We start from the raw sequence: 18,733 nt of genomic DNA on the forward strand, positions 1-18,733 counted from the left end.
TCGCCGAGGTGAGCGAGACGACCGAGTTGCCCGATTCCGAAGCCCTTCAGGTCCTCCGGCGGGTGTTCGGGTACGAATCCTTCCGCGGCGAGCAGGCCGACATCATCGAGACCGTCGTCGCGGGCGGCGACGCGCTGGTGCTGATGCCGACCGGTGGCGGGAAGTCGTTGTGCTACCAGATTCCTTCGCTGGTACGGTCCGGTGTCGGCGTGGTGATCTCACCGCTGATCGCGTTGATGCAGGACCAGGTCGACGCGTTGACGGCGCTCGGCGTCCGAGCGGGCTTCCTGAACTCGACGCAGGACTTCGAGCAGCGGCGTGAGGTGGAGCAGGCGTTCCTGGCCGGTGAGCTCGACCTGTTGTACCTCGCGCCGGAACGGTTGCGGGTCGAGGCGACCGTACGGTTGCTCGACCAGGGCAAGATCGCGCTGTTCGCGATCGACGAGGCGCACTGTGTGTCGCAGTGGGGCCACGACTTCCGGCCCGACTACCTGATGCTGTCGGAGCTGCACGAGCGCTGGCCGGACGTACCGCGGATCGCGTTGACCGCGACGGCGACCGAGGCGACGCACCGCGAGATCGCCACCCGGTTGAACCTGGGCGACGCCAAGCACTTCGTCGCGAGCTTCGACCGGCCGAACATCCAGTACCGGATCGTGCCGAAGGACAACCCGCAGCGGCAGTTGCTCGAACTGCTCCGCACCGAGCACGCGGGCGACGCCGGCATCGTGTACTGCCTGTCCCGGAACAGCGTCGAGAAGACCGCGGCCTTCCTCACCCAGAACGGCATCGAAGCCCTGCCGTACCACGCCGGCCTGGACAGCCGGACCCGTGCGGCGAACCAGGCGCGGTTCCTCCGTGAGGACGGGCTGGTCGTGGTCGCGACGATCGCGTTCGGGATGGGCATCGACAAACCGGACGTCCGGTTCGTCGCGCATCTCGATCTGCCGAAGTCGGTCGAGGGCTACTACCAGGAGACCGGCCGCGCCGGGCGGGACGGGCAGCCGTCGACGGCCTGGCTGGCGTACGGGCTGCAGGACGTCGTGCAGCAACGCAAGATGATCGACACCTCCGAGGGCGATCTTGCGCATCGGCGGCGGCTGAGTTCGCACCTCGACGCGATGCTCGCGTTGTGCGAGACAGTGCAGTGCCGCCGCTCGCAACTCCTGGCGTACTTCGGCCAGCAGGGCGACGCCTGTGGGAACTGCGACACCTGCCTGACGCCGCCCGAGTCGTGGGACGGGACGATCGCGGCGCAGAAGCTGCTCTCCACGGTGTACCGACTGCAGCACGAGCGCAGTCAGAAGTTCGGCGCCGGGCAATTGATCGACATCCTGCTCGGCAAGGAGACCGACAAGGTCAAGCAGTTCCGGCACGACCAGCTGACCGTGTTCGGGATCGGCACCGAACTGAAGGATCCGGAGTGGCGTGGCGTCGTCCGGCAACTGCTCGCGCTGCGGCTGCTCGCGGTCGAGGGCGACTACGGCACGCTCGTACTGACCGAGGAGAGCGCGGAGGTGCTCGGCCGGCGGCGCGAGGTGATGATGCGCCGCGAGCCCGAGCGGGTCCGTACCGCTTCGTCGAGGTCGTCGGGCGGGAAGAAGGCAGCGGTCGACCTGCCGCCGGAGGCCGCGCCGGTGTTCGAGCGGTTGCGCGCCTGGCGCGGTGCGGTCGCGAAGGAGCAGGGCGTCCCGGCGTACGTCATCTTCCACGACGCGACGTTGCGGCAGATCGCGACCGATCTCCCGTCGTCGCTGACGGAGCTGGGCCGGATCAGCGGTGTCGGCGAGAACAAGCTCGCCAAGTACGGCGACGGCGTACTGGAGGCACTTGCCGCGGAGTAGATGTCGATTCGGGGCGGAGGTCTTCGACGCGTAGCCAAAGGAGTCCACTGAAGACCAGGAGAAGCTCATGTCCGCATCAGTGCTGTTGATGTCGATGTCCGCCGACGGCTACATCGCCGGACCGGACGACCGGCCGGGCAACCCCGGCGGCGACGACTTCATGCGGTTGCACGAGTGGTACCAGAACGCCGACGGTGAAGTCGGCCGCCCCGAGGGTGAGCCGGGCGTGATCTGGGACGAGTTGAACGCCACGGGCGCGGTCGTCGTCGGCCGTCGGACGGCCGAGCAGGTCGACTACTACGGCGGTGACCACCACGGCGTACCGCTGTTCGTCGTGAGCCGCAACCCACCGTCGATCCCGTACGAGCAGGTTCGCTTCGTCAGCGACATCGAGACCGCCATGGCCCAGGCCAAGGCCGTCGCCGGCGACAAGGACGTCCTGGTCCACGGCGCAGCCACGGCCCGGGCAGCCCTCCAAGCCGGCGTCCTCGACGAACTCCAACTCAGCCAGATCCCAGTCCTCTTCGGCAGCGGCCTGCGCCTGTTCGACGTCCTCCCCCACCGCATCGAACTGGAAATCGTCCGCGTCATAGACACCCCCCGAGCCACCCACCTCCGCTACCGCGTGCGCCGCTGACGTCAGCCCAGCAAGGGGGCGAGTGCGTTTGTCAGGTCGGCCATGCGGGGGTCGATGCTTCGGCCGCCGTTGGTGAGGAGGAGGGCGATGGCGACTCGTTTGGCGGGGACGACGATCAGCAGGCTGGTGTGGTCGGGCATGTCGCCGCGGTGGCCGAAGGCCTCGCCGAGGCCGAACTGCTGGGTGAACAGCATCGTGCCGAGACCGTACTCGCCCTCGCTGGTGGTCATCTGGTCGACGAGGTCGGCCGGGATCACCCGCCCGCCGTACAGTTGGTAGCCCCAACGAGCGATCGTCGGCGCGTCGGCCGCCAGTCCACCCGGGGCGGCCGACAGGCTGGCGAACGCACGGCACGGCAGGTATCCGTCGGGCGGCCCGCAGGCCTTGTCGCTGTCGACGGCCACCGGTGGTTGCGGTTTCTCCCCGTCCTGGAAGGCCGCGTGCCGCAGTCCCGCCGGTGTCGCCAGGTCGCGGCGAAGCGCCGCGGCGAGCGGCAGTCCGGTCAGCTTCTCGATCAGCATGCCGAGCAGTACATAGCCCGGATTGCTGTACACGTACGCCTGTCCCGGCTCGCCGAGGTGTCCGCCGACGAAGTCCAGCGACTGCGCGAGCGTCCAGTGCTTCTCCGGCGCCGCGGCCGACGCCTCGTCCAGCCGGGCGAAGCCGGACGGCTGGTAGTCCGGTACGGCGGCGGTCATCGACAGGAACTGCCGTACGGTCGCGTCGTTCGCGGTCAACCGGTGCGGGACGTAGCGCGAGAGCGGGAGTTCAAGGTTCAGTTTGCCCTTGCCGGCAAGGAGCATCACCTCGGCCGCGATGAACGTCTTCGTGATGCTCGCGACGGCCATACTCGTGTCGGCACGCAACGGCCTGCCTTGGCTGTCCGTGCCGACAGCACCCGACCAGGTCCAGTGATCGGTGACGACGGCCGCCGTCGCACCGCGCGCACCGGACGGGCTGTCCGGGAACTCGACGATCTGGTTGATCGCGTTCTGCAGCGCCTGCGCCTTGTCGGACGAGAGGACCTGCGTACCGGGAGCCGGGAGCGCGGCAGGAGTGTCCGGCGCGGGTACCGGTACCTCTCCCCCACCAGAGCACCCGACCAGCGCAATCATCAGGACGGCAGCTGCGCACCACCTCATCCTCCGATGATGGCACCGACTACGGCGTCCAAGTGACCGTCGACGCCAGATCCGCGAACTCGTGCAGCAGCCGCGACCGACGGCTCGCGACCCAGGCCAGGCAGACGGTGTTGGGAGCGAGGTTGTCGACCGGCACCGTGACGACGTCGTGGCGCTGGTAGAACGTCGCCACCGTCAGCGGGACGATCGCGATGCCGCGGCCGGCGGCGACGTGTTCGAGCTTCTCCTCGACGCTGCGCATCGTGGGTACGGGCTTCGCCGTCCGGGTGCGGAGTTCGACGGCGATGTCGCGCCATTCCGGAACAGCGTCCGGGTCCTGCAGCAGGTGCTCGTCCGCGAGGTCGGTGATGTCGATGACCGGTTTGCCGGCCAGCCGATGGCCGGCCGGGAGCATCGCGACGCGCGACTCGTCGAACAAGTGCCGGACGGTGAGCCCGGACTGGTCGATCGGCAGCCGTACGAGGCTCACGTCGGCGCGCCCGTCGTGCAGTACGTCGACCTGGTCGTCCCAGGTCGTGCGGATCAGCTCGATCTCCAGGCCGGAATGGGTGGCGCCGAACGCGCGGACCGCCTCGGTCACGGTCAGCCCCGGCATGAACCCGATCGTGAACGTCCGCGGCCCGCGGGCCGCCCGCACCACCCGGCGCCGGGTCGCGTCCGCGGCTGCGAGCAACGGCCCCGCGTCGTCGAGCAGTTGCCGGCCGGCAGCGGTCAGCTCGGTCGTCCGTTTGGTCCGGACGAACAACTGCACCCGGAGCTCGTCCTCGAGCGCGCGGATCTGCCGGGACAGCACCGGCTGCGCGATGTGCAGGCGCTCCGCCGCGCGGCCGAAGTGCAGTTCCTCGGCGACGGCCACGAAGTACCGGAGTTTGCGGAGATCCAGATCCATAATACCTTCAGGGTATTACAGCGGTGGGAACAGGTCTTGGACGCACCGAGCCGGGCGGCCGCATCGTGGAAGGCGAAATCCCTACCACGAAAGGCAGTACTGTGACCCTGCAGGACCAGCGCGTCGTCGTCCTCGGTGGTACCTCGGGCATCGGCCTGGCCACCGCCCAGCTCGCCGCCGAGCAGGGCGCGAGCGTGATCGTTGCCTCCAGCAACCCTTCGTCGGTGCGGCGGGCACTGGCGGAGCTCCCGTCGTCGGCGGCCGGCCAGGCCGTCGACCTCACCGATTCGGCCGCCGTGGCGGCGTTCTTCGCCGGGCTCGATCCGTTCGACCACCTGGTCTTCACGGCCGGCGAAGCACTCACGTTGCTGGAGGTCGGTGCGATGGACCTCGCCCAGGCACGGCAGGCGTTCGAGCTGCGGTACTTCGGTGCACTCGGTGCGGTGAGCGCCGCCGTACCGCGACTGCGGCCGGGCGGTTCCGTCGTACTGACGACCGGCGCCGCCGGCGACCGCCCCGGACCGGGCTGGTCGGTCGCCGCCAGCATCTGCGGCGCCATGGACTCGCTCGTCCGCGCCCTCGCCGTCGAACTCGCCCCGCTCCGCGTCAACGCGGTCAAACCCGGCGTCGTCCGTACGCCGCTGTGGCGGGACGGGCTCGACTACGACGCGACCGCCGACCACCTTCCGGTCCAGCGGGTCGGCGAACCCGAGGACATCGCCGCCGCCTACGTCTACCTGATGAACCAGCCGTACGCGACCGGCTCGATCGTCAGCGTCGACGGCGGACACGTCCTCGTCTAGATCTGGGAGATGTAGAGGCGGTTGCCGTCCTGGTCGCGGAGGCTGAACATCGGCGGGACGCCAGGCCACTCGAGCAGTTCGTCGGTGTCGACGCCGGCGTCCAGGAAGTGCTGGTGCGCGGCCTTCGCGTCCGGGCTGCCCAGCCGGATGCCGGTGTCGACGCCGGCCGGGTTGCCGTCACTCGCGGGTACCAGAGCGATGGTCGCGCCGCCACCGGTGGGTCCGACCACCAGCCAGCGGCCGCCGAACTGCGGCAGCGGGACGTCCAGCTGTACTTCGAAGCCCAGCGTCCCGGTGTAGAACGCCAGCGCCTGGTCCTGGTCGCTCACCGGTACGCCGACGGTCCGGATCTCGCTGATGTAGTTCATCGTGCTGCTCCTCTCAGGGGGTGCTTACACCCAGAGGTAGAAGCCGCTTCGGCGTTTTCGACATCGGTCGGCAAAGAAAACCCCGGACCGTCTGGTCCGGGGTTCCCTCGGGACGGTGGTTACTTGGCGACGACCCGTACGGTGTACTCGGCCTCGCCGGCGCCGGTGGAGCGGGCCACGATGCCGGCCGACTTCAGCGCGTCCAGGTCCTTGTTCTCGCCGAACCGCTCGCTGAAGGTGCCGAGCGCGCCGAAGTCGACGTACCCGATCATCACCGCGCCCTTGGTGTCCGGCAGCGCCTGCTTGAAGCCGTCCGTCGAACCGAGGTTGCCGCCCTTGAGCACCTGCTCGGCGTAGTCCTTGCTGGTCGCGACGACCAGCGAGTCGCCGTCCTTGGCGGTCTCGATCGGGATGTTCGCCGACGACCGCTCGTGCAGCAGCGTGGTCAGCTTCTGCACCACCGGCTCCGCCTTCGACGGATCGGTCTCCATCCGGAGCGCGACCTTCGGGCCGCTGTCGGTCTCCTTGTCGATCACGGCCGCGACGTTCTTGCCGGCCAGTGCCTTCAGGTCGTCCGGCAGCTGCAGGCCGGTCTCCTCGGCGATCTGGTCGATCATCGGCTGCAGTTTGTCACCACCGGTCTTCTGCATCTGCTGCCAGGCCGCGTCGATCAGGCTGTCGCCACCGGAGATCGCGATCGCACCGGCGGTGCTGTCCGGCAGCTTGGTGACCAGGTCACCGGCGTCGGCGGAACCGACCTTGACGCTCTTGTCGCCGTGCGCGATGCCCTTGAGCTCGACGTACGACGAGTCGAAGCGCAGCGCCACCGCGGCGGTGGCGTCACCGAGACCGGCCAGCTGGCTCGAGTCGACCTTGCCGCTCAGCGACGCGATCGCCTTCATGTCCGCCCAGCCCGAGACGAAGCCCTGCTCGCCGAGCTTGTCCATGTCGGCCTTGTACTTGGCGTTCTTGCTCAGCGGGCTGTCCTTCGCGGCGGCCACGGCCGAGTCGACGGTCGCCTGGTTCTCGCCGAGGATCATGTAGCCGTCGGTGAACGCGCGGCCCGGCTTGTCGTCCTCCTTGGCGAGCAGCTTGTCCATGCCCTTGTTCGCGGCGTCCTGGTCCTTCACCTGGACGGCGACGATCGGGACCGGCGAGCTCTTGCCCTCGGCCGGCGGCAGCGCGGCGAACCCGGCGCGGTCACCCAGCCACGGCTTGATGTCCTTGGCGTAGTCGACGTCCGCGAGGTCGTCGCCGGCCGACTTCTTGATCTGCTCGAACAGCTTCTGCTTCAGGTCGTCCTGGTCGCCGGTGAGGCCGAGGTTGTCCTTCACCGACGGGAACTTCATCAGGAACCGGATCGCGTTCACCTTCTGGCCCGCGGACGGGTTCAGGTCGACGCGGGCGTAGCCGACCGCGGTGCCGGGCAGTACGTCGGCCGGCTGCTTACCGCCGCCGCCGAGCTTGCCGTAGGCAAAGATCCCGCCGCCGGCGACCACCAGCACCATCGCGAGCGCCGCGACGATCGGGATCAGCTTGCCGCGCTTCTTCTTCGGCTCCGGCTGCCACTGCTGCGGACCACCGAAACCGGGGCCTTGCGGGGGCTGTCCACCGACGTGCAGCTGCTCGTACGACCCCTGCCCCGGCTGCCCGTACTGCGGGCCGCCCTGCTGAGGCGCACCGTACTGCGGACCCGGGCCGCTCGGCTGCCCGTACTGCGGACCGTTGTGCTGCGGGCCTCCGTACTGCGGGCCACCCGGGTGCGGCTGCCCTTGCTGCGGACCGCCGTACTGCCGGCCCGGCTGCGGCTGGCCCGGCTGCGGCTGGCCCGGCTGCGGCTGGCCCGGCTGCGGCTGACCCGGCTGCGGCTGACCCGGCTGCGGTGGGCGCTGTTGCTGGGGGCCGCCGTACTGCTGGCCCTGGGGACCCTGCTGGGGGCGGAAGTTCTGCGGCTGCTGACCACCGGGACCTGGGTACCTCGGCGGCTGGTTCTGGTCGGACATATGCTCCCTCGCTGGCTCCGGTGGCCTCACCGCCGGACCAACAAAGGTTAGTGGACCGGCGGTCCAGGTTCCGACGCAGCAGGTTGCGGAGTGGTTGCAACCGGATCGGCCCGCCAGGACGCGGCCGCGATGACCGCGCACACCAGCGCCGCACCGACCAGCCACGACACCGCCGGCGTCCACGTATGCAGCTCCAACGGCGCCGCGACCAGGTCACCCGGGTGCGCCGCCCGCAGCCGCGCATCCAGCGGGTCGTGCCCGAGCAGCATCCCGACACCCCACGAAACGCCCGACCCGAGGCAGGCCCCGAGCGTCACGATCGCGACCGACCACGGACCGTAGTTCCGCAGCCACCAGAACAGTGCGCCCCCGAGCACGACCGCACCGACGAACCCGATCGCGGTGAACGTCCCGTCCGGCCCGAAGATCCGCGTCATCTGCTCCTCACCGAGCGAGCCGCCGCGATCGTCCACGGTGTACTGCGCCAACGGCGAGAACTGCTGCCAGGCCCACCCGGCAACCACCCCCGCCACCAAGAACACCACCACCGTCACCACCACAGCCTTGGCCCAAGGCATCCGCGGCTCCTCGACCCCCGGCCCCCCGACCGGCCGACCCGACAGCGGCACCCCATAAGGCAAAGATTGCGACGACTCCGGTTGACTCACGACGCCAGTGTGACGCATGGCTGTCAGCTGGCCAGGCAGGAGGGGCCGAGGAGGGCTTTTAGGTCGGCCATCAGGGAGGAGGTGGGGGTTACGCGGAAGCGGTCGCCGATGCGCATGACGGTGGTTTTCTGGCGGGCCTGGAGGCGGAGGTGGACCTCGGTCATGCCGGGGTGGGACTGGAGGATGTCGCGGAGCGAGTCGACGACCGGTGGGGTGCACCGGTTGACCGGCATGGTGAGGACGACCGGGCCGCTCGGGCCTTCGGTGAGGTCGGGGACGACGACCTCGTCGCCGCTCAGCTCCAGGCGGTCCTCGCGGCGGCGGACGCGGCCCTTCATCAGGATGATCGCGTCGTTGGTCAGCAGGTGCGCGTGCAACTGGTACGCCGAGGAGAACATCATCACCTCGATGGAACCTTCGAGGTCCTCGATGGTGACGATCGCGTAGATGTCGCCGCGCTTGTTCACCTTCCGCTGGACCGCGGTGACCAGCCCGCCGATCGTCACCCGGCTGCCGTCCGGCCGGTCCTCGTCGGCGAGCAGTTGACCGATCGTGCAGTCCGAGCCGTTGGTGAGCACGTGCTCGACACCGAACAGCGGGTGGTCGGACACGTACAGCCCGAGCATGTCGCGCTCGTGCGCCAGCTTGGTCGCCTTGTCCCATTCCTCGATCTCGGGGACGGTGACGGTGAGCCGGCTGTTGCCCTCGCCCTCGTCGGTGTCGTCGTCACCCATCGAGAACAGGTCGAACTGGCCGTGCGCCTCGTTCCGCTTCAGGTCGATGGCCTCGTCGACGGCCTGCTCGTGCACGGCGACGACCGCGCGCCGTGCGTGCCCCATCGAGTCGAACGAGCCGGCCTTGGTCAGCGACTCGATCACGCGCTTGTTGCAGACCGGCAGCGAGACCTTGTCGATGAAGTCGACGAAGTCGGTGAACCGGCCCTTGTCCTCGCGGGCCGCGACGATCTCGGCGACCACGTTCACGCCGACGTTGCGGATCGCGGACAGGCCGAAGCGGATGTCGGTACCGACCGGGGTGAAGTTCGAATCGGACTCGTTGACGTCCGGCGGCAGCACCTTGATGCCCATCCGGCGGCACTCGTTCAGGTAGATCGCCATCTTGTCCTTGTCGTCCTTCACCGACGTCAGGACAGCAGCCATGTACTCGGCCGGGTAGTTCGCCTTCATGTACGCGGTCCAGTACGAGACCAGGCCGTACGCGGCGGAGTGCGCCTTGTTGAACGCGTAGTCGGAGAACGGCAGCAGGATGTCCCAGAGCGCCTTGATCGACGCCTCCGAGTACCCGTTCGCCTTCATGCCCTCGGAGAAGCCGACGTACTCGGCGTCCAGGACCTCGCGCTTCTTCTTGCCCATCGCGCGGCGGAGCAGGTCCGCCTTGCCGAGCGAGTACCCGGCCAGGCGCTGGGCGATCTCCATCACCTGCTCCTGATACACGATCAGGCCGTAGGTGATACCGAGGACGGGCTCGAGTGCCTCGGCCAGCTCCGGGTGCGGGTAGCTGATCTCCTGCTGGCCGTTCTTGCGGAGCGCGTAGTTGGTGTGGCTGTTCGCGCCCATCGGGCCTGGCCGGTACAGCGCCGTACTCGCGGAGATGTCCTCGAAGTTGTCCGGCTTCATCAGCCGCAGCAGCGCCCGCATCGGGCCGCCGTCGAACTGGAACACGCCGAGCGTGTCACCGCGCGCGAGCAGGTCGTAGGTCGGCTTGTCGTCGAGGTCCTTGCTCAGCTTGTCGAGGTCGACCGTGATGCCGTGCGCGGCCTCGATGTTCTTGACCGCGTCGTCCATGATCGTCAGGTTGCGCAGGCCGAGGAAGTCCATCTTGACCAGGCCGAGCGTCTCGCAGCTCGGGTAGTCGAACTGGGTGATGATCTGGCCGTCCTGCTCGCGGCGCATGATCGGGATCAGCTCGATCAGCGGCTCGCTGGACATGATCACGCCGGCCGCGTGCACACCCCACTGGCGCTTCAGGTTCTCGAGGCCGCGGGCGGTGTCGACGATCTTGCGGACGTCCTGGTCGCCCTCGTACAGCGTGCGGAACTCGCCGGCCTCGGAGTACCGCTTGTGAGAGGGGTCGAAGATGCCGGACAGCGGCACGTCCTTGCCCATCACCGCCGGCGGCATCGCCTTGGTGATCCGGTCGCCCATCGCGAACGGGTAGTCCAGCACCCGGCCGGCGTCCTTGATCGCCTGCTTGGCCTTGATGGTGCCGTACGTGACGATCATCGCGACCCGGTCGTCGCCGTACTTCTCGGTGACGTACCGGATCACCTCGGGGCGGCGGCGGTCGTCGAAGTCGATGTCGAAGTCGGGCATCGACATGCGTTCCGGGTTCAGGAAGCGCTCGAAGAACAGACCGTGCAGCAGCGGGTCGAGGTCGGTGATCTTCATCGCGTACGCGCACATCGAACCCGCACCGGAACCACGGCCCGGGCCGACCCGGATGCCGTTCGCCTTGGCCCAGTTGATGAAGTCGGCGACGACCAGGAAGTAGCCCGCGTACCCCTTCGAGACGATGACCTCGATCTCGTAGTCGGTGCGCTTGCGGACGTCGTCCGGGATGCCGGCCGGGTACCGGTGGTGCAGGCCGGTCTCGACCTCGGCGACGAACCAGGACTCCTCGTTGTGTCCCTCCGGGCAGGGGAAGCGCGGCATGAACCGGCCCTCGCCCTCGGTGAAGCCGACCTCGCACTGCTCCGCGATCAGCAGCGTGTTGTCACACGCCTCCGGGAGCTCCTTCCAGACCTCGCGCATCTCGGCCGGGGTCTTCAGGTAGAACTCGGTGCCGTCGAACTTGAACCGGTTCGGGTCCGACAGCGTCGAGGCCGACTGGACGCAGAGCAGCGCGGCGTGCGCGGTCGCGTCCGCCTGGTGGGTGTAGTGCAGGTCGTTGGTGGCGACCAGCGGCAGGTTCAGGTCCTTGGCCAGCCGGAGCAGGTCCTGCTGGGTCCGCCGCTCGATCTCGATCCCGTGGTCCATCACCTCGCAGTAGAAGTTCTCCGCGCCGAAGATGTCCCGGAACTCCGCGGCCGCCTCGACGGCCTCCTTGTACTGCCCGAGCCGCAGCTTCGTCTGCACCTCGCCACCCACGCAGCCGGTGGTCGCGATCAGGCCCTGGCCGTAGGTCTGCAGCAGCTCGCGGTCCAGCCGGGGCTTGAAGTAGTAGCCCTCGAGGCTGGCCAGCGACGCCATCTTGAACAGGTTGTGCATACCGCCGGTGTTCTTGGCCAGCAGCGTCATGTGCGTGTACGAACCGCCGCCGGAGACGTCGTCGGAGCTGTTGTTGCTCGCGTCGCCCCAGCGGATCCGCTTCCGCTCGGTGCGGTGCGTCTGCGGGGTCAGGTACGCCTCGACGCCGATGATCGGCTTGACGTCGTACTTCTTCGCGGTCTTCCAGAACTCGTAGGCCCCGAACACGTAGCCGTGGTCGGTGGTCGCCAGGGCCGGCATACCGGCCTCCTGGGCGGTCTTGAACAACTCGTCGATCCGCGCGGCGCCGTCCAGCATCGAGTACTCGGTGTGCACGTGGAGATGCACGAAACTGTCGCTGGACGCCATATCGACGCAGACCTCCCAGGGCGCGATTCAGATGAACCGCTACAGCCTATGCGGGCCCTCGGACAGTTCAGAATCGGCGCACCGGCCGGCCGGTGACCGCACGCTATCCGGAGAGGGGCGGGCCTGGCGCAGCCCGGGGTCTCGGGGCGCCAGGTCGACCAACAGGCCGCCCTGTGTGGAGGGACCCGGGCGACCTCGCCGCGGAGGGGGGAACCGCGGCAACGTTGTGGCACACCAACGTTGCCACCAGCGTCGCGCGGCCGGGTGACCATGCGCATCGGTAGTGCTACGGATGTGACTACGTACGTGGGTGGTCCGCGACCCAGCGGGCGATCTGGCTGCGCGAGCTGAAGCCGAGCTTGCCGAGGATGTGTTCGACATGGGTCTCCGCGGTCCGGCGGGACACCGTCAGCCGGGCCGCGATCTCGCGGTTGCTCAGGCCGTCGCCGATCAGTACGGCGACCTCGTGCTCCCGGGGCGTCAGCCGACCCACCGGACGGGCCCGTGCACGCCGGTCGCGGACCTCCTCGCCCAGCGCGAGCGCGACGGTCTGTTCGAACGTGTAGCCCGCGCCGAGCTGGTATGCGGCCGTGAACGCAGCATCGCCGATCGCGGCCCGGATCTGCTCGCGGGTCAGGTCGTCGAGTCTGCTGTACGGCGTCGTCTCCTTGACGATCACCCCACTCCGCCAGACCGCCCGCGCGGCGCCCATCAGCCGCGCGGCCCGTTCGTCCGGCTCCTCAGCGCCGGCACACCAGGACAGCGCCTGGACGCAGAAGCCGATCCCGGTCCGGTCGTTGAACGGCCGCAACGACCTGATCGCGTCCCGGAAGTGCCGCGTCGCCACCTCGTACCGGCCGTGGTCGCGCCACTCGACCACGCCCGTACCCCAGAGCGCGTACGCCGCTGACTGGACCGCACCGCTCGACTCGGCCAGCCGGTACGCCTCCCGGCTGAAGTCCTCGACCCGGGGATCTGCCAGGAAGAACGTGGCCAGGGTGAGCAGATGCAGGCAGTTGAACTCGCCGTGCCGGTCGCCGGCCGCACGAAACCCGGCCAACGCGCTCTCCAGCTCACCGAGCGCGTCGTCGAGGCGGCCCGCGTAGATCAGCTCGTGCCCGGACACCTCGGCGACCCCCGCCCGGAGACGGTCGTCGTCGTAGGCCCCGGCGAGCTCGGCGCACTCGGCGATCCAGCGCCCGAACAGCTCCGCCTCGCCGAGGAACATCGCGAGCTGGCAGCCGGCCAGCAGACCGAAGGCACGCCGCGGCGTCGCTTCCGGCGCCGCCTCGATCGCACGGGTGAGGTACAGCAGACCCTCGCGGAGCAGACCGGCGAACCAGAAGGTCCAGATCGGCGCTGCGAGCTCCAGCGCGACGGGCTCCTCACCCGGTTCGGCCAGACTGAAGCCGATCGCCGTCCGGAGGTTGTGATGTTCGCGCCTGGTCCGCAGGAACAGGTCGGCCTGTCGCGGACCGAACGAGTCCGTCGCCCACTGCGCGGTCAGCGTCCGGTAGTAGTCGCGGTGCCGGTACTGGTACGCGCGGGTCCGGTCGCCCAGCCGGGTCGCGCCGTACTGCGAGATCGTCAGCAACATGTCGTACCCGGCGACCGCCGGCGAGCTCGCCGGCGTGCGGGTGATGATCGACTTGTTCATCAGGCCGGCGACCAGCCCGAGGACGTCGTCGGGTTCGATGCCGTCGCCCGAACAGACTGCTTCCGCGCCGTCCAGGTCGAAGCCGCCGGAGAAGACCGACAGGCGTTCCCAGAGCAGCCGTTCCCCCGGAGAGCACAGGTCGTAGCTCCAGCCGATCGCGGCCTCGAGCGCCTTCGGGTGCGGCCCGTCCGTCGACTGGTCGCCGAGCAGCAGCCGGACGCGGTCCGCGAGCCGGTCGTGGATCTGCGGCAGCGACAGCGTCCGCATCCAGACCGCCGCGAGTTCGAGCGCCAGCGGTACGCCGTCCAGCTGCCGGCACACCTCGATCACCAGCGCCCGGTTGGCGTCGTCGACGACGAACTCCGGCACGACCGCCCGGACCCGCTCGGTGAACAGCTGCACGGCCTCGTACTGATCGGCGTCCGTCGGCGGTACCTCGGCCGGCGGCGTCGGCAACGGCGGCACCGCGACGATCTGCTCGCCCTCGACGCCGAGTACGTGCCGGCTGGTCGCGAGGATCCGGAGCCGGGGCGCGGCGGCCAGCAGCTTGCCGACCAGTACCGCGCAGGCCTCGGCCACGTGCTCGCAGTTGTCGAGCACGAGCAGCAGGTGCTTGTTCTCCAGGAACTCCGCGACGTCCGCGTCCGGACTGGCCGACACCTGGATCAGGTCGAGTGCCTCGGCCAGCGTGTGGCCGAGCAGAGCCGGGTCCCGCAACGCGTCCAGCTCGACGAACCAGACCCCGTCGGCGAAAGTCCGCTTCACCTCCGTGGCCATCCGGACCGCGAGCCGGGTCTTCCCGACCCCGGCGGGCCCGGTCAGCGTCAGCAGGCGACTGCTCGCCAGCAGCCGCCTGGTGTCCGCCAGCTCACGCTGCCGCCCCACAAAGCTCGTGACCTCAGCGGGCAGCCGCCCACGCCCCCCGGCGCGCCGAGATCCCTCCATGGCCTCAGCCTACGGCCGGGACGCCGCCTGGTCGCGCGGCTCGGCGGCAACTGTTCCGGACTCGGGACCTGGCGGCGCACACTCGGGACATGGCGGGCGCCGAGGGAAGCGTCAGGATCGCCGAACTGGTGGCGACCCTGTCGTACGCTGCCGACCTGGGACTGGGCCAGCCGATGGAGCACTGCCTGCGGCAGACCGTGATCGCGTTGCGACTGGCCGACCTGGCAGGTGCCGCCGACACCGAGCGGGAGGCGACGTATTACCTCGGTCTGCTGATGAACGCCTACTGCCATGCCGACGCCGCGGAGCAGGCTCAGTGGTTCGGCGACGACATCTCCTTCAAGGGCGACAGCTACGAGATGCTCGCGATGAACACCGTACAGACGGCCGCCTTCATCCTGAGCCGGCTCGGAACGCACGGCAGCGCGCTGGACCGGGTCAAGCGTCTCGCCGCCTTCCCGGTCACCGGGAAGCGAACGGTCGAGTCGTGGCTCACCACCCACGCCACGCTCGGCTCGGAGTTCGCGGCGCGGATCGGGCTCAGTCCGGCAGCCGTGGCCGCATTGCGGCAGGCCTACGAGCAGTGGGACGGGAAGGGCGTCCCGATGCATCTGTCGCGTACGGACATCAGTCTGCCGTCACGGTGTGTCCAGTTGGCGGGCCCGATCGAGGTGATGGCCCGGCGGCACGGCGTACCTGCGGCGGCCGAGACCGCGCGCAAGCACTCCGGGTCGCTGTTCGATCCCCGCCTGGCCGACCTGTTCGTCCGGCAGGCGGACGAGGTGCTCTCCGGCGTCGACACGACGGATTGGACCACGGTGCTCGATGCGGAGCCCCGGCTGTCGCGCCGCGTCTCAGGGACCGAGCTCGACGAGGTCCTCGAGGCCATGGCCGATCTGGTCGACCTCAAGTCGCCGTACCACGCGGGTCACTCGCGAGGCGTTGCCAACCTCGCCGCCGAAGCGGCCAGGCTCGCGGGTCTTCCGGACGCGGACCGGACCCGGCTGTACCGCGCCGGCCTGCTGCACGACCTCGGGCGGCTCGGCGTCTCGAACACGATCTGGGACAAGCGGGGACCGCTCACCGCCGTCGAACGTGACCGCGTCGACCTGCATCCGTACCTGACCGGCAAGATGCTGCTCGGCATCGCGGCGATCGCACCGAGCCGGACGATCGCCGAACGCCATCACGAGCGGCTCGACGGTTCGGGCTACCCGCGTGGCCTCACGGCGGCTTCGCTGACAGCCGCCGACCGGATCCTGGCCGCCGCGGATGCGTACCACGCGATGACCGAGCCGCGTCCGCACCGGGAGCCCCGAACCGGCGACGACGCCGCCGCCGAACTCCGCTCCGAAGTACGCGCGGGACGCCTCGACGCGGACGCGTGCGAGGCGGTCCTGCGGGCCGCCGGGCACCGGGCCACCGCGCGCCGGGAAGGCCCGGCGGGACTCACCGGCCGCGAGGTCGAGGTGCTGACGCTGCTCGCCCGCGGCCGGCCGAACAAGCAGATCGCCCGGGAACTCGGCGTCACGCCCAAGACCGTGTCGAACCATGTCGAGCACGTCTACACGAAGCTCGGCGTGAGCAGCCGCGCCGCGGCGACCCTCTTCGCGACCAGACACGGCCTCGTCGGCAGCTTCGAACCGGATCCGGTCCGGCGGCGCTAACGCCCGGCCATCAGCGTGGCCGTCCGGGACGACCGGTTGGTCAGGTGGAGCACCTGCCAACCGAGGAAGGCGACGGCCGCCGTGATCACGATCGCTGCCAGCCGTTGCGTCAGGCCCTGTACTGCCGTACCTGAGGTCGCGCCCGTCGCCGCCAGCAGGACGACCGTCAAGATCCCGAACGTCCGGGTCGGTGTGGCCAGTTCACGCCAGCCGTCGACGCGGCGCATTGCTCGGGACAGTACGAACGGTGCTGCGACGGTGGCCAGCGCCGAGATCACGAACGAGATCAGATGCGCCTTGCCGTGCCACGACCCGAACGCGTCCGACGGCGTACATCCGGCGTCGGCGGCGCGGCAGTCGAGCTGGAAGAACGCGTCGCTCATCGTGTCGAGACCTGGCAGCGACAGCGCGACCAGCCAGGCACCGGCGACACCTGCCCGGCCCCCGGATCGCAGACTCGGGCGCAGTGCGAGGAGCGCGAAGGCGATCGTCACGAAGCCCGCGATCCCGCAGACAAGCCGGTACGCCGTCGCATGCTGTGCGGTCAGTGCGCCGAGGTCGCTGATGTCGTGACGCGCGGCCGAATAGCCGTGGCCTTCGGTTGCGCCAAGGACCAGCCAGCCCCCGGCGAACAGCAACTGTGCGGCGATCACGGCCGCCGCGAGACCTCTCCGTACGTCGTTCATGCCGCCAGAGTCGTCCGCCGTACCGCTGCCGTCATGAGGCGTTCACCTCATGTGCGTTCCCGCTGGAATTCCTACGTTGACGGAACAGGAACCAACCGGAAAGAGGACGACCATGACGACACAAGAGACGACACGCGAGCTGCCCGGGCTGGCGGAGCTCAAGCAGCACGCTCGAGCGAGCTGGGCTGCCGGTGACTTTCCCGCGGTGGCAAAGATGCAGCTGTGGGATGTCGGTGAGCGCCTCGTGCGCCGCGTCGGGATCGGCCGTGGCGAAGACGTACTGGACGTCGCCTGTGGCACGGGCAACGCCGCACTGCGGGCAGCCGCCGCCGGCGGCAAGGTCGTCGGTGTCGACCTGACGCCCGAGTTGTTCCCGGCCGGCCGGGCGCTCGCCGCCGAGGCCGGCGTCGAGGTGGAGTGGGTCGAAGGAGACGCCGAGGAGCTGCCGTGGGCGGACGAGAGCTTCGACGTGGTGCTGTCGACGTTCGGCGTGATGTTCACTCCCCGGCACGCGGTGGCCGCCCGCGAACTGGTCCGGGTACTCCGGCCCGGCGGCCGCTTCGGTTGCACGAGCTGGACACCGGAGGGACTCCAGGGGACCTTCTTCCGGATGCTCGGGAGTTACGCGCCGCCGGCTCCCCCGTTCGTCCAGCCGCCGCTGTTGTGGGGAGACGAATCGCATGTCCGCGAGCTGTTCGCCGGGGCCGGGGTGACCCTTGAGTTCGCCCGCGAAACCGTGCCACTCGCACCGTTCGACTCACCGGAGGAAGCCGTCGACTGGACTGCGACGTATTTCGGACCGTTGATGATGCTGCGCGGCATGCTCGAGCAGCGCGGCGAGTGGGACGCCCTGCGTTCGAAGCTCGTCTCGATCTACGTCAGCGGCGCACCGGCCGAGTACCTCGTCGTCCAGGGAACGAGGGACGAGAGGTAGCGCGTCACTGGCTGTCGACGAGGAGGTCCAGGGCGTGGTCGAGGTCGTCGGGGTACTCCGAGGTGAACTCGACGTACTCCCCCGTGCCCGGGTGGGTGAAGCCGAGGCGCATCGCGTGCAGCCACTGGCGGGACAGGCCGAGGCGTTCGGCGAGGACGGGGTCGGCGCCGTACGTCAGGTCGCCGCAGCACGGGTGGCCGATGGCCGACATGTGCACGCGGATCTGGTGCGTCCGCCCGGTCTCGAGGGTGATCTCGAGGAGCGTCGCGTACCGGAAGGCCTCGAGGGTCTCGTAGTGCGTGACGCTCGGTTTGCCGCCGGCCACCACGCCGAACTTGTAGTCGTGGTGCGGGTGCCGGTCGATCGGCGCGTCGACGGTCCCGGTGAACGGGTCCGGGTGACCCTGGACGAGCGCGTGGTAGATCTTGCGTACGGTGCGCTCCTTGAAGGCGCGCTTCAGGACGGTGTACGCGTACTCCGTCTTCGCGACCACCATCAGCCCGGACGTACCGACGTCGAGGCGGTGCACGATGCCCTTGCGTTCGGCCGCGCCGCTGGTGGAGATGTTGAACCCCGCGCCGGCCAGGTGCCCGATCACGGTCGGACCGGTCCAGCCCGGCGACGGATGCGCGGCGACGCCGACCGGTTTGTCGACGACCACGATCTCGTCGTCGTCGTACACGATCCGCAGGTTGTCGACCGTCTCCGGTACGACGCTCACCTCGGACGGCGGCGGGGGGAGCTCGACGTCGAGCAGTACACCGGCCGCGACCCGGGACGACTTCGGCGCCGGTGCGCCGTCCACCTGGACCAGGCCGGACTCGATCAGCTCGGCCGCCTTGGTCCGGGAGACGCCGAACAGCCGGGACAGCGCCGCGTCCAGCCGTTCGCCCGCGAGACCGTCCGGGACCATCA

General features: G+C 69.4%; 14 protein-coding genes. 5 read left to right on the forward strand and 9 right to left on the reverse strand.

Annotated elements, in window-relative coordinates:
* Positions 1-8 precede the first annotated feature (8 nt).
* Both recQ and ACFYRU_RS36070 read left to right on the forward strand, forming a co-directional pair.
* Positions 9-1,844 carry a DNA helicase RecQ gene (gene recQ, locus ACFYRU_RS36065; protein ID WP_387667507.1) on the forward strand — a complete coding sequence of 612 codons (1,836 nt, stop codon included), beginning with the start codon at positions 9-11 and terminating at the stop codon, positions 1,842-1,844.
* Positions 1,845-1,911: 67 nt separating this feature from the next.
* Complete coding sequence (locus tag ACFYRU_RS36070) at positions 1,912-2,481, forward strand: dihydrofolate reductase family protein (protein ID WP_387667509.1); 570 nt, start codon at positions 1,912-1,914, stop codon at positions 2,479-2,481.
* A gap of 2 nt (positions 2,482-2,483) precedes the next feature.
* Here ACFYRU_RS36070 and ACFYRU_RS36075 read toward each other — a convergent pair whose 3' ends face one another.
* Positions 2,484-3,623 (reverse strand): serine hydrolase domain-containing protein, encoded by a 1,140-nt coding sequence (locus ACFYRU_RS36075; RefSeq protein WP_387667512.1) that lies wholly within the window; start codon positions 3,621-3,623, stop codon positions 2,484-2,486.
* Positions 3,624-3,642: 19 nt separating this feature from the next.
* Positions 3,643-4,512: a LysR family transcriptional regulator gene (locus ACFYRU_RS36080; RefSeq protein WP_387667515.1), complete on the reverse strand. Its 870-nt coding sequence runs from the start codon at positions 4,510-4,512 to the stop codon at positions 3,643-3,645.
* A 101-nt stretch (positions 4,513-4,613) separates the two neighbouring features.
* Here ACFYRU_RS36080 and ACFYRU_RS36085 point away from each other — a divergent pair, with 101 nt between their 5' ends.
* Positions 4,614-5,315 (forward strand): SDR family oxidoreductase, encoded by a 702-nt coding sequence (locus tag ACFYRU_RS36085; RefSeq protein WP_387667517.1) that lies wholly within the window; start codon positions 4,614-4,616, stop codon positions 5,313-5,315.
* Here the strand turns inward: ACFYRU_RS36085 and ACFYRU_RS36090 are convergent.
* The 5 genes from ACFYRU_RS36090 to ACFYRU_RS36110 form a co-directional block, all read right to left on the reverse strand.
* Positions 5,312-5,683 carry a VOC family protein gene (locus ACFYRU_RS36090; RefSeq protein WP_387667519.1) on the reverse strand — a complete coding sequence of 124 codons (372 nt, stop codon included), beginning with the start codon at positions 5,681-5,683 and terminating at the stop codon, positions 5,312-5,314. The genes ACFYRU_RS36085 and ACFYRU_RS36090 overlap by 4 nt on opposite strands.
* Positions 5,684-5,802: 119 nt before the next feature.
* Positions 5,803-7,686, reverse strand: coding sequence for a DUF3352 domain-containing protein (locus ACFYRU_RS36095; protein WP_387667522.1), 1,884 nt, complete (start codon positions 7,684-7,686; stop codon positions 5,803-5,805).
* Between the two features lie 47 nt (positions 7,687-7,733).
* Positions 7,734-8,264, reverse strand: coding sequence for a hypothetical protein (locus tag ACFYRU_RS36100; RefSeq protein WP_387667524.1), 531 nt, complete (start codon positions 8,262-8,264; stop codon positions 7,734-7,736).
* 113 nt (positions 8,265-8,377) lie between these two features.
* Complete coding sequence (gene dnaE / locus ACFYRU_RS36105) at positions 8,378-11,929, reverse strand: DNA polymerase III subunit alpha (RefSeq protein ID WP_387667527.1); 3,552 nt, start codon at positions 11,927-11,929, stop codon at positions 8,378-8,380.
* A gap of 298 nt (positions 11,930-12,227) precedes the next feature.
* On the reverse strand, positions 12,228-14,531 hold the full coding sequence (locus ACFYRU_RS36110) for an ATP-binding protein (RefSeq protein ID WP_387667529.1): 2,304 nt from the start codon (positions 14,529-14,531) through the stop codon (positions 12,228-12,230).
* Between the two features lie 89 nt (positions 14,532-14,620).
* Here ACFYRU_RS36110 and ACFYRU_RS36115 point away from each other — a divergent pair, with 89 nt between their 5' ends.
* The gene (locus ACFYRU_RS36115) at positions 14,621-16,198 is read left to right on the forward strand and encodes an HD domain-containing phosphohydrolase (protein WP_387667532.1); all 1,578 of its coding nucleotides are present in this window, start codon (positions 14,621-14,623) and stop codon (positions 16,196-16,198) included.
* Here ACFYRU_RS36115 and ACFYRU_RS36120 read toward each other — a convergent pair.
* On the reverse strand, positions 16,195-16,884 hold the full coding sequence (locus tag ACFYRU_RS36120; RefSeq protein WP_387667535.1) for a DUF998 domain-containing protein: 690 nt from the start codon (positions 16,882-16,884) through the stop codon (positions 16,195-16,197). The two genes, ACFYRU_RS36115 and ACFYRU_RS36120, sit on opposite strands and share 4 nt — an antisense overlap.
* A 112-nt stretch (positions 16,885-16,996) precedes the next feature.
* Here ACFYRU_RS36120 and ACFYRU_RS36125 point away from each other — a divergent pair, with 112 nt between their 5' ends.
* Positions 16,997-17,818: a class I SAM-dependent methyltransferase gene (locus ACFYRU_RS36125; RefSeq protein ID WP_387667538.1), complete on the forward strand. Its 822-nt coding sequence runs from the start codon at positions 16,997-16,999 to the stop codon at positions 17,816-17,818.
* 4 nt (positions 17,819-17,822) lie between these two features.
* Here ACFYRU_RS36125 and ACFYRU_RS36130 read toward each other — a convergent pair whose 3' ends face one another.
* On the reverse strand, positions 17,823-18,731 hold the full coding sequence (locus tag ACFYRU_RS36130; RefSeq protein WP_387668503.1) for an RluA family pseudouridine synthase: 909 nt from the start codon (positions 18,729-18,731) through the stop codon (positions 17,823-17,825).
* Positions 18,732-18,733 lie beyond the last annotated feature (2 nt).

This window comes from Kribbella sp. NPDC004536 (assembly GCF_042873835.1).
Classification (GTDB): Bacteria; Actinomycetota; Actinomycetes; order Propionibacteriales; family Kribbellaceae; genus Kribbella.

What these genes read in the sequence shown, in the direction of transcription:
- ACFYRU_RS36100 (WP_387667524.1), bottom strand. Translation starts at nt 8,264, where the DNA reads ATGCCTTGGGCCAAGGCTGTGGTGGTGACGGTGGTGGTGTTCTTGGTG.
- ACFYRU_RS36080 (WP_387667515.1), bottom strand. Translation starts at nt 4,512, where the DNA reads ATGGATCTGGATCTCCGCAAACTCCGGTACTTCGTGGCCGTCGCCGAG.
- ACFYRU_RS36125 (WP_387667538.1), top strand. Translation starts at nt 16,997, where the DNA reads ATGACGACACAAGAGACGACACGCGAGCTGCCCGGGCTGGCGGAGCTC.
- ACFYRU_RS36090 (WP_387667519.1), bottom strand. Translation starts at nt 5,683, where the DNA reads ATGAACTACATCAGCGAGATCCGGACCGTCGGCGTACCGGTGAGCGAC.
- ACFYRU_RS36120 (WP_387667535.1), bottom strand. Translation starts at nt 16,884, where the DNA reads ATGAACGACGTACGGAGAGGTCTCGCGGCGGCCGTGATCGCCGCACAG.
- ACFYRU_RS36110 (WP_387667529.1), bottom strand. Translation starts at nt 14,531, where the DNA reads ATGGAGGGATCTCGGCGCGCCGGGGGGCGTGGGCGGCTGCCCGCTGAG.
- ACFYRU_RS36130 (WP_387668503.1), bottom strand. Translation starts at nt 18,731, where the DNA reads ATGGTCCCGGACGGTCTCGCGGGCGAACGGCTGGACGCGGCGCTGTCC.
- ACFYRU_RS36070 (WP_387667509.1), top strand. Translation starts at nt 1,912, where the DNA reads ATGTCCGCATCAGTGCTGTTGATGTCGATGTCCGCCGACGGCTACATC.
- dnaE (WP_387667527.1), bottom strand. Translation starts at nt 11,929, where the DNA reads ATGGCGTCCAGCGACAGTTTCGTGCATCTCCACGTGCACACCGAGTAC.
- ACFYRU_RS36075 (WP_387667512.1), bottom strand. Translation starts at nt 3,623, where the DNA reads ATGAGGTGGTGCGCAGCTGCCGTCCTGATGATTGCGCTGGTCGGGTGC.
- ACFYRU_RS36095 (WP_387667522.1), bottom strand. Translation starts at nt 7,686, where the DNA reads ATGTCCGACCAGAACCAGCCGCCGAGGTACCCAGGTCCCGGTGGTCAG.
- ACFYRU_RS36115 (WP_387667532.1), top strand. Translation starts at nt 14,621, where the DNA reads ATGGCGGGCGCCGAGGGAAGCGTCAGGATCGCCGAACTGGTGGCGACC.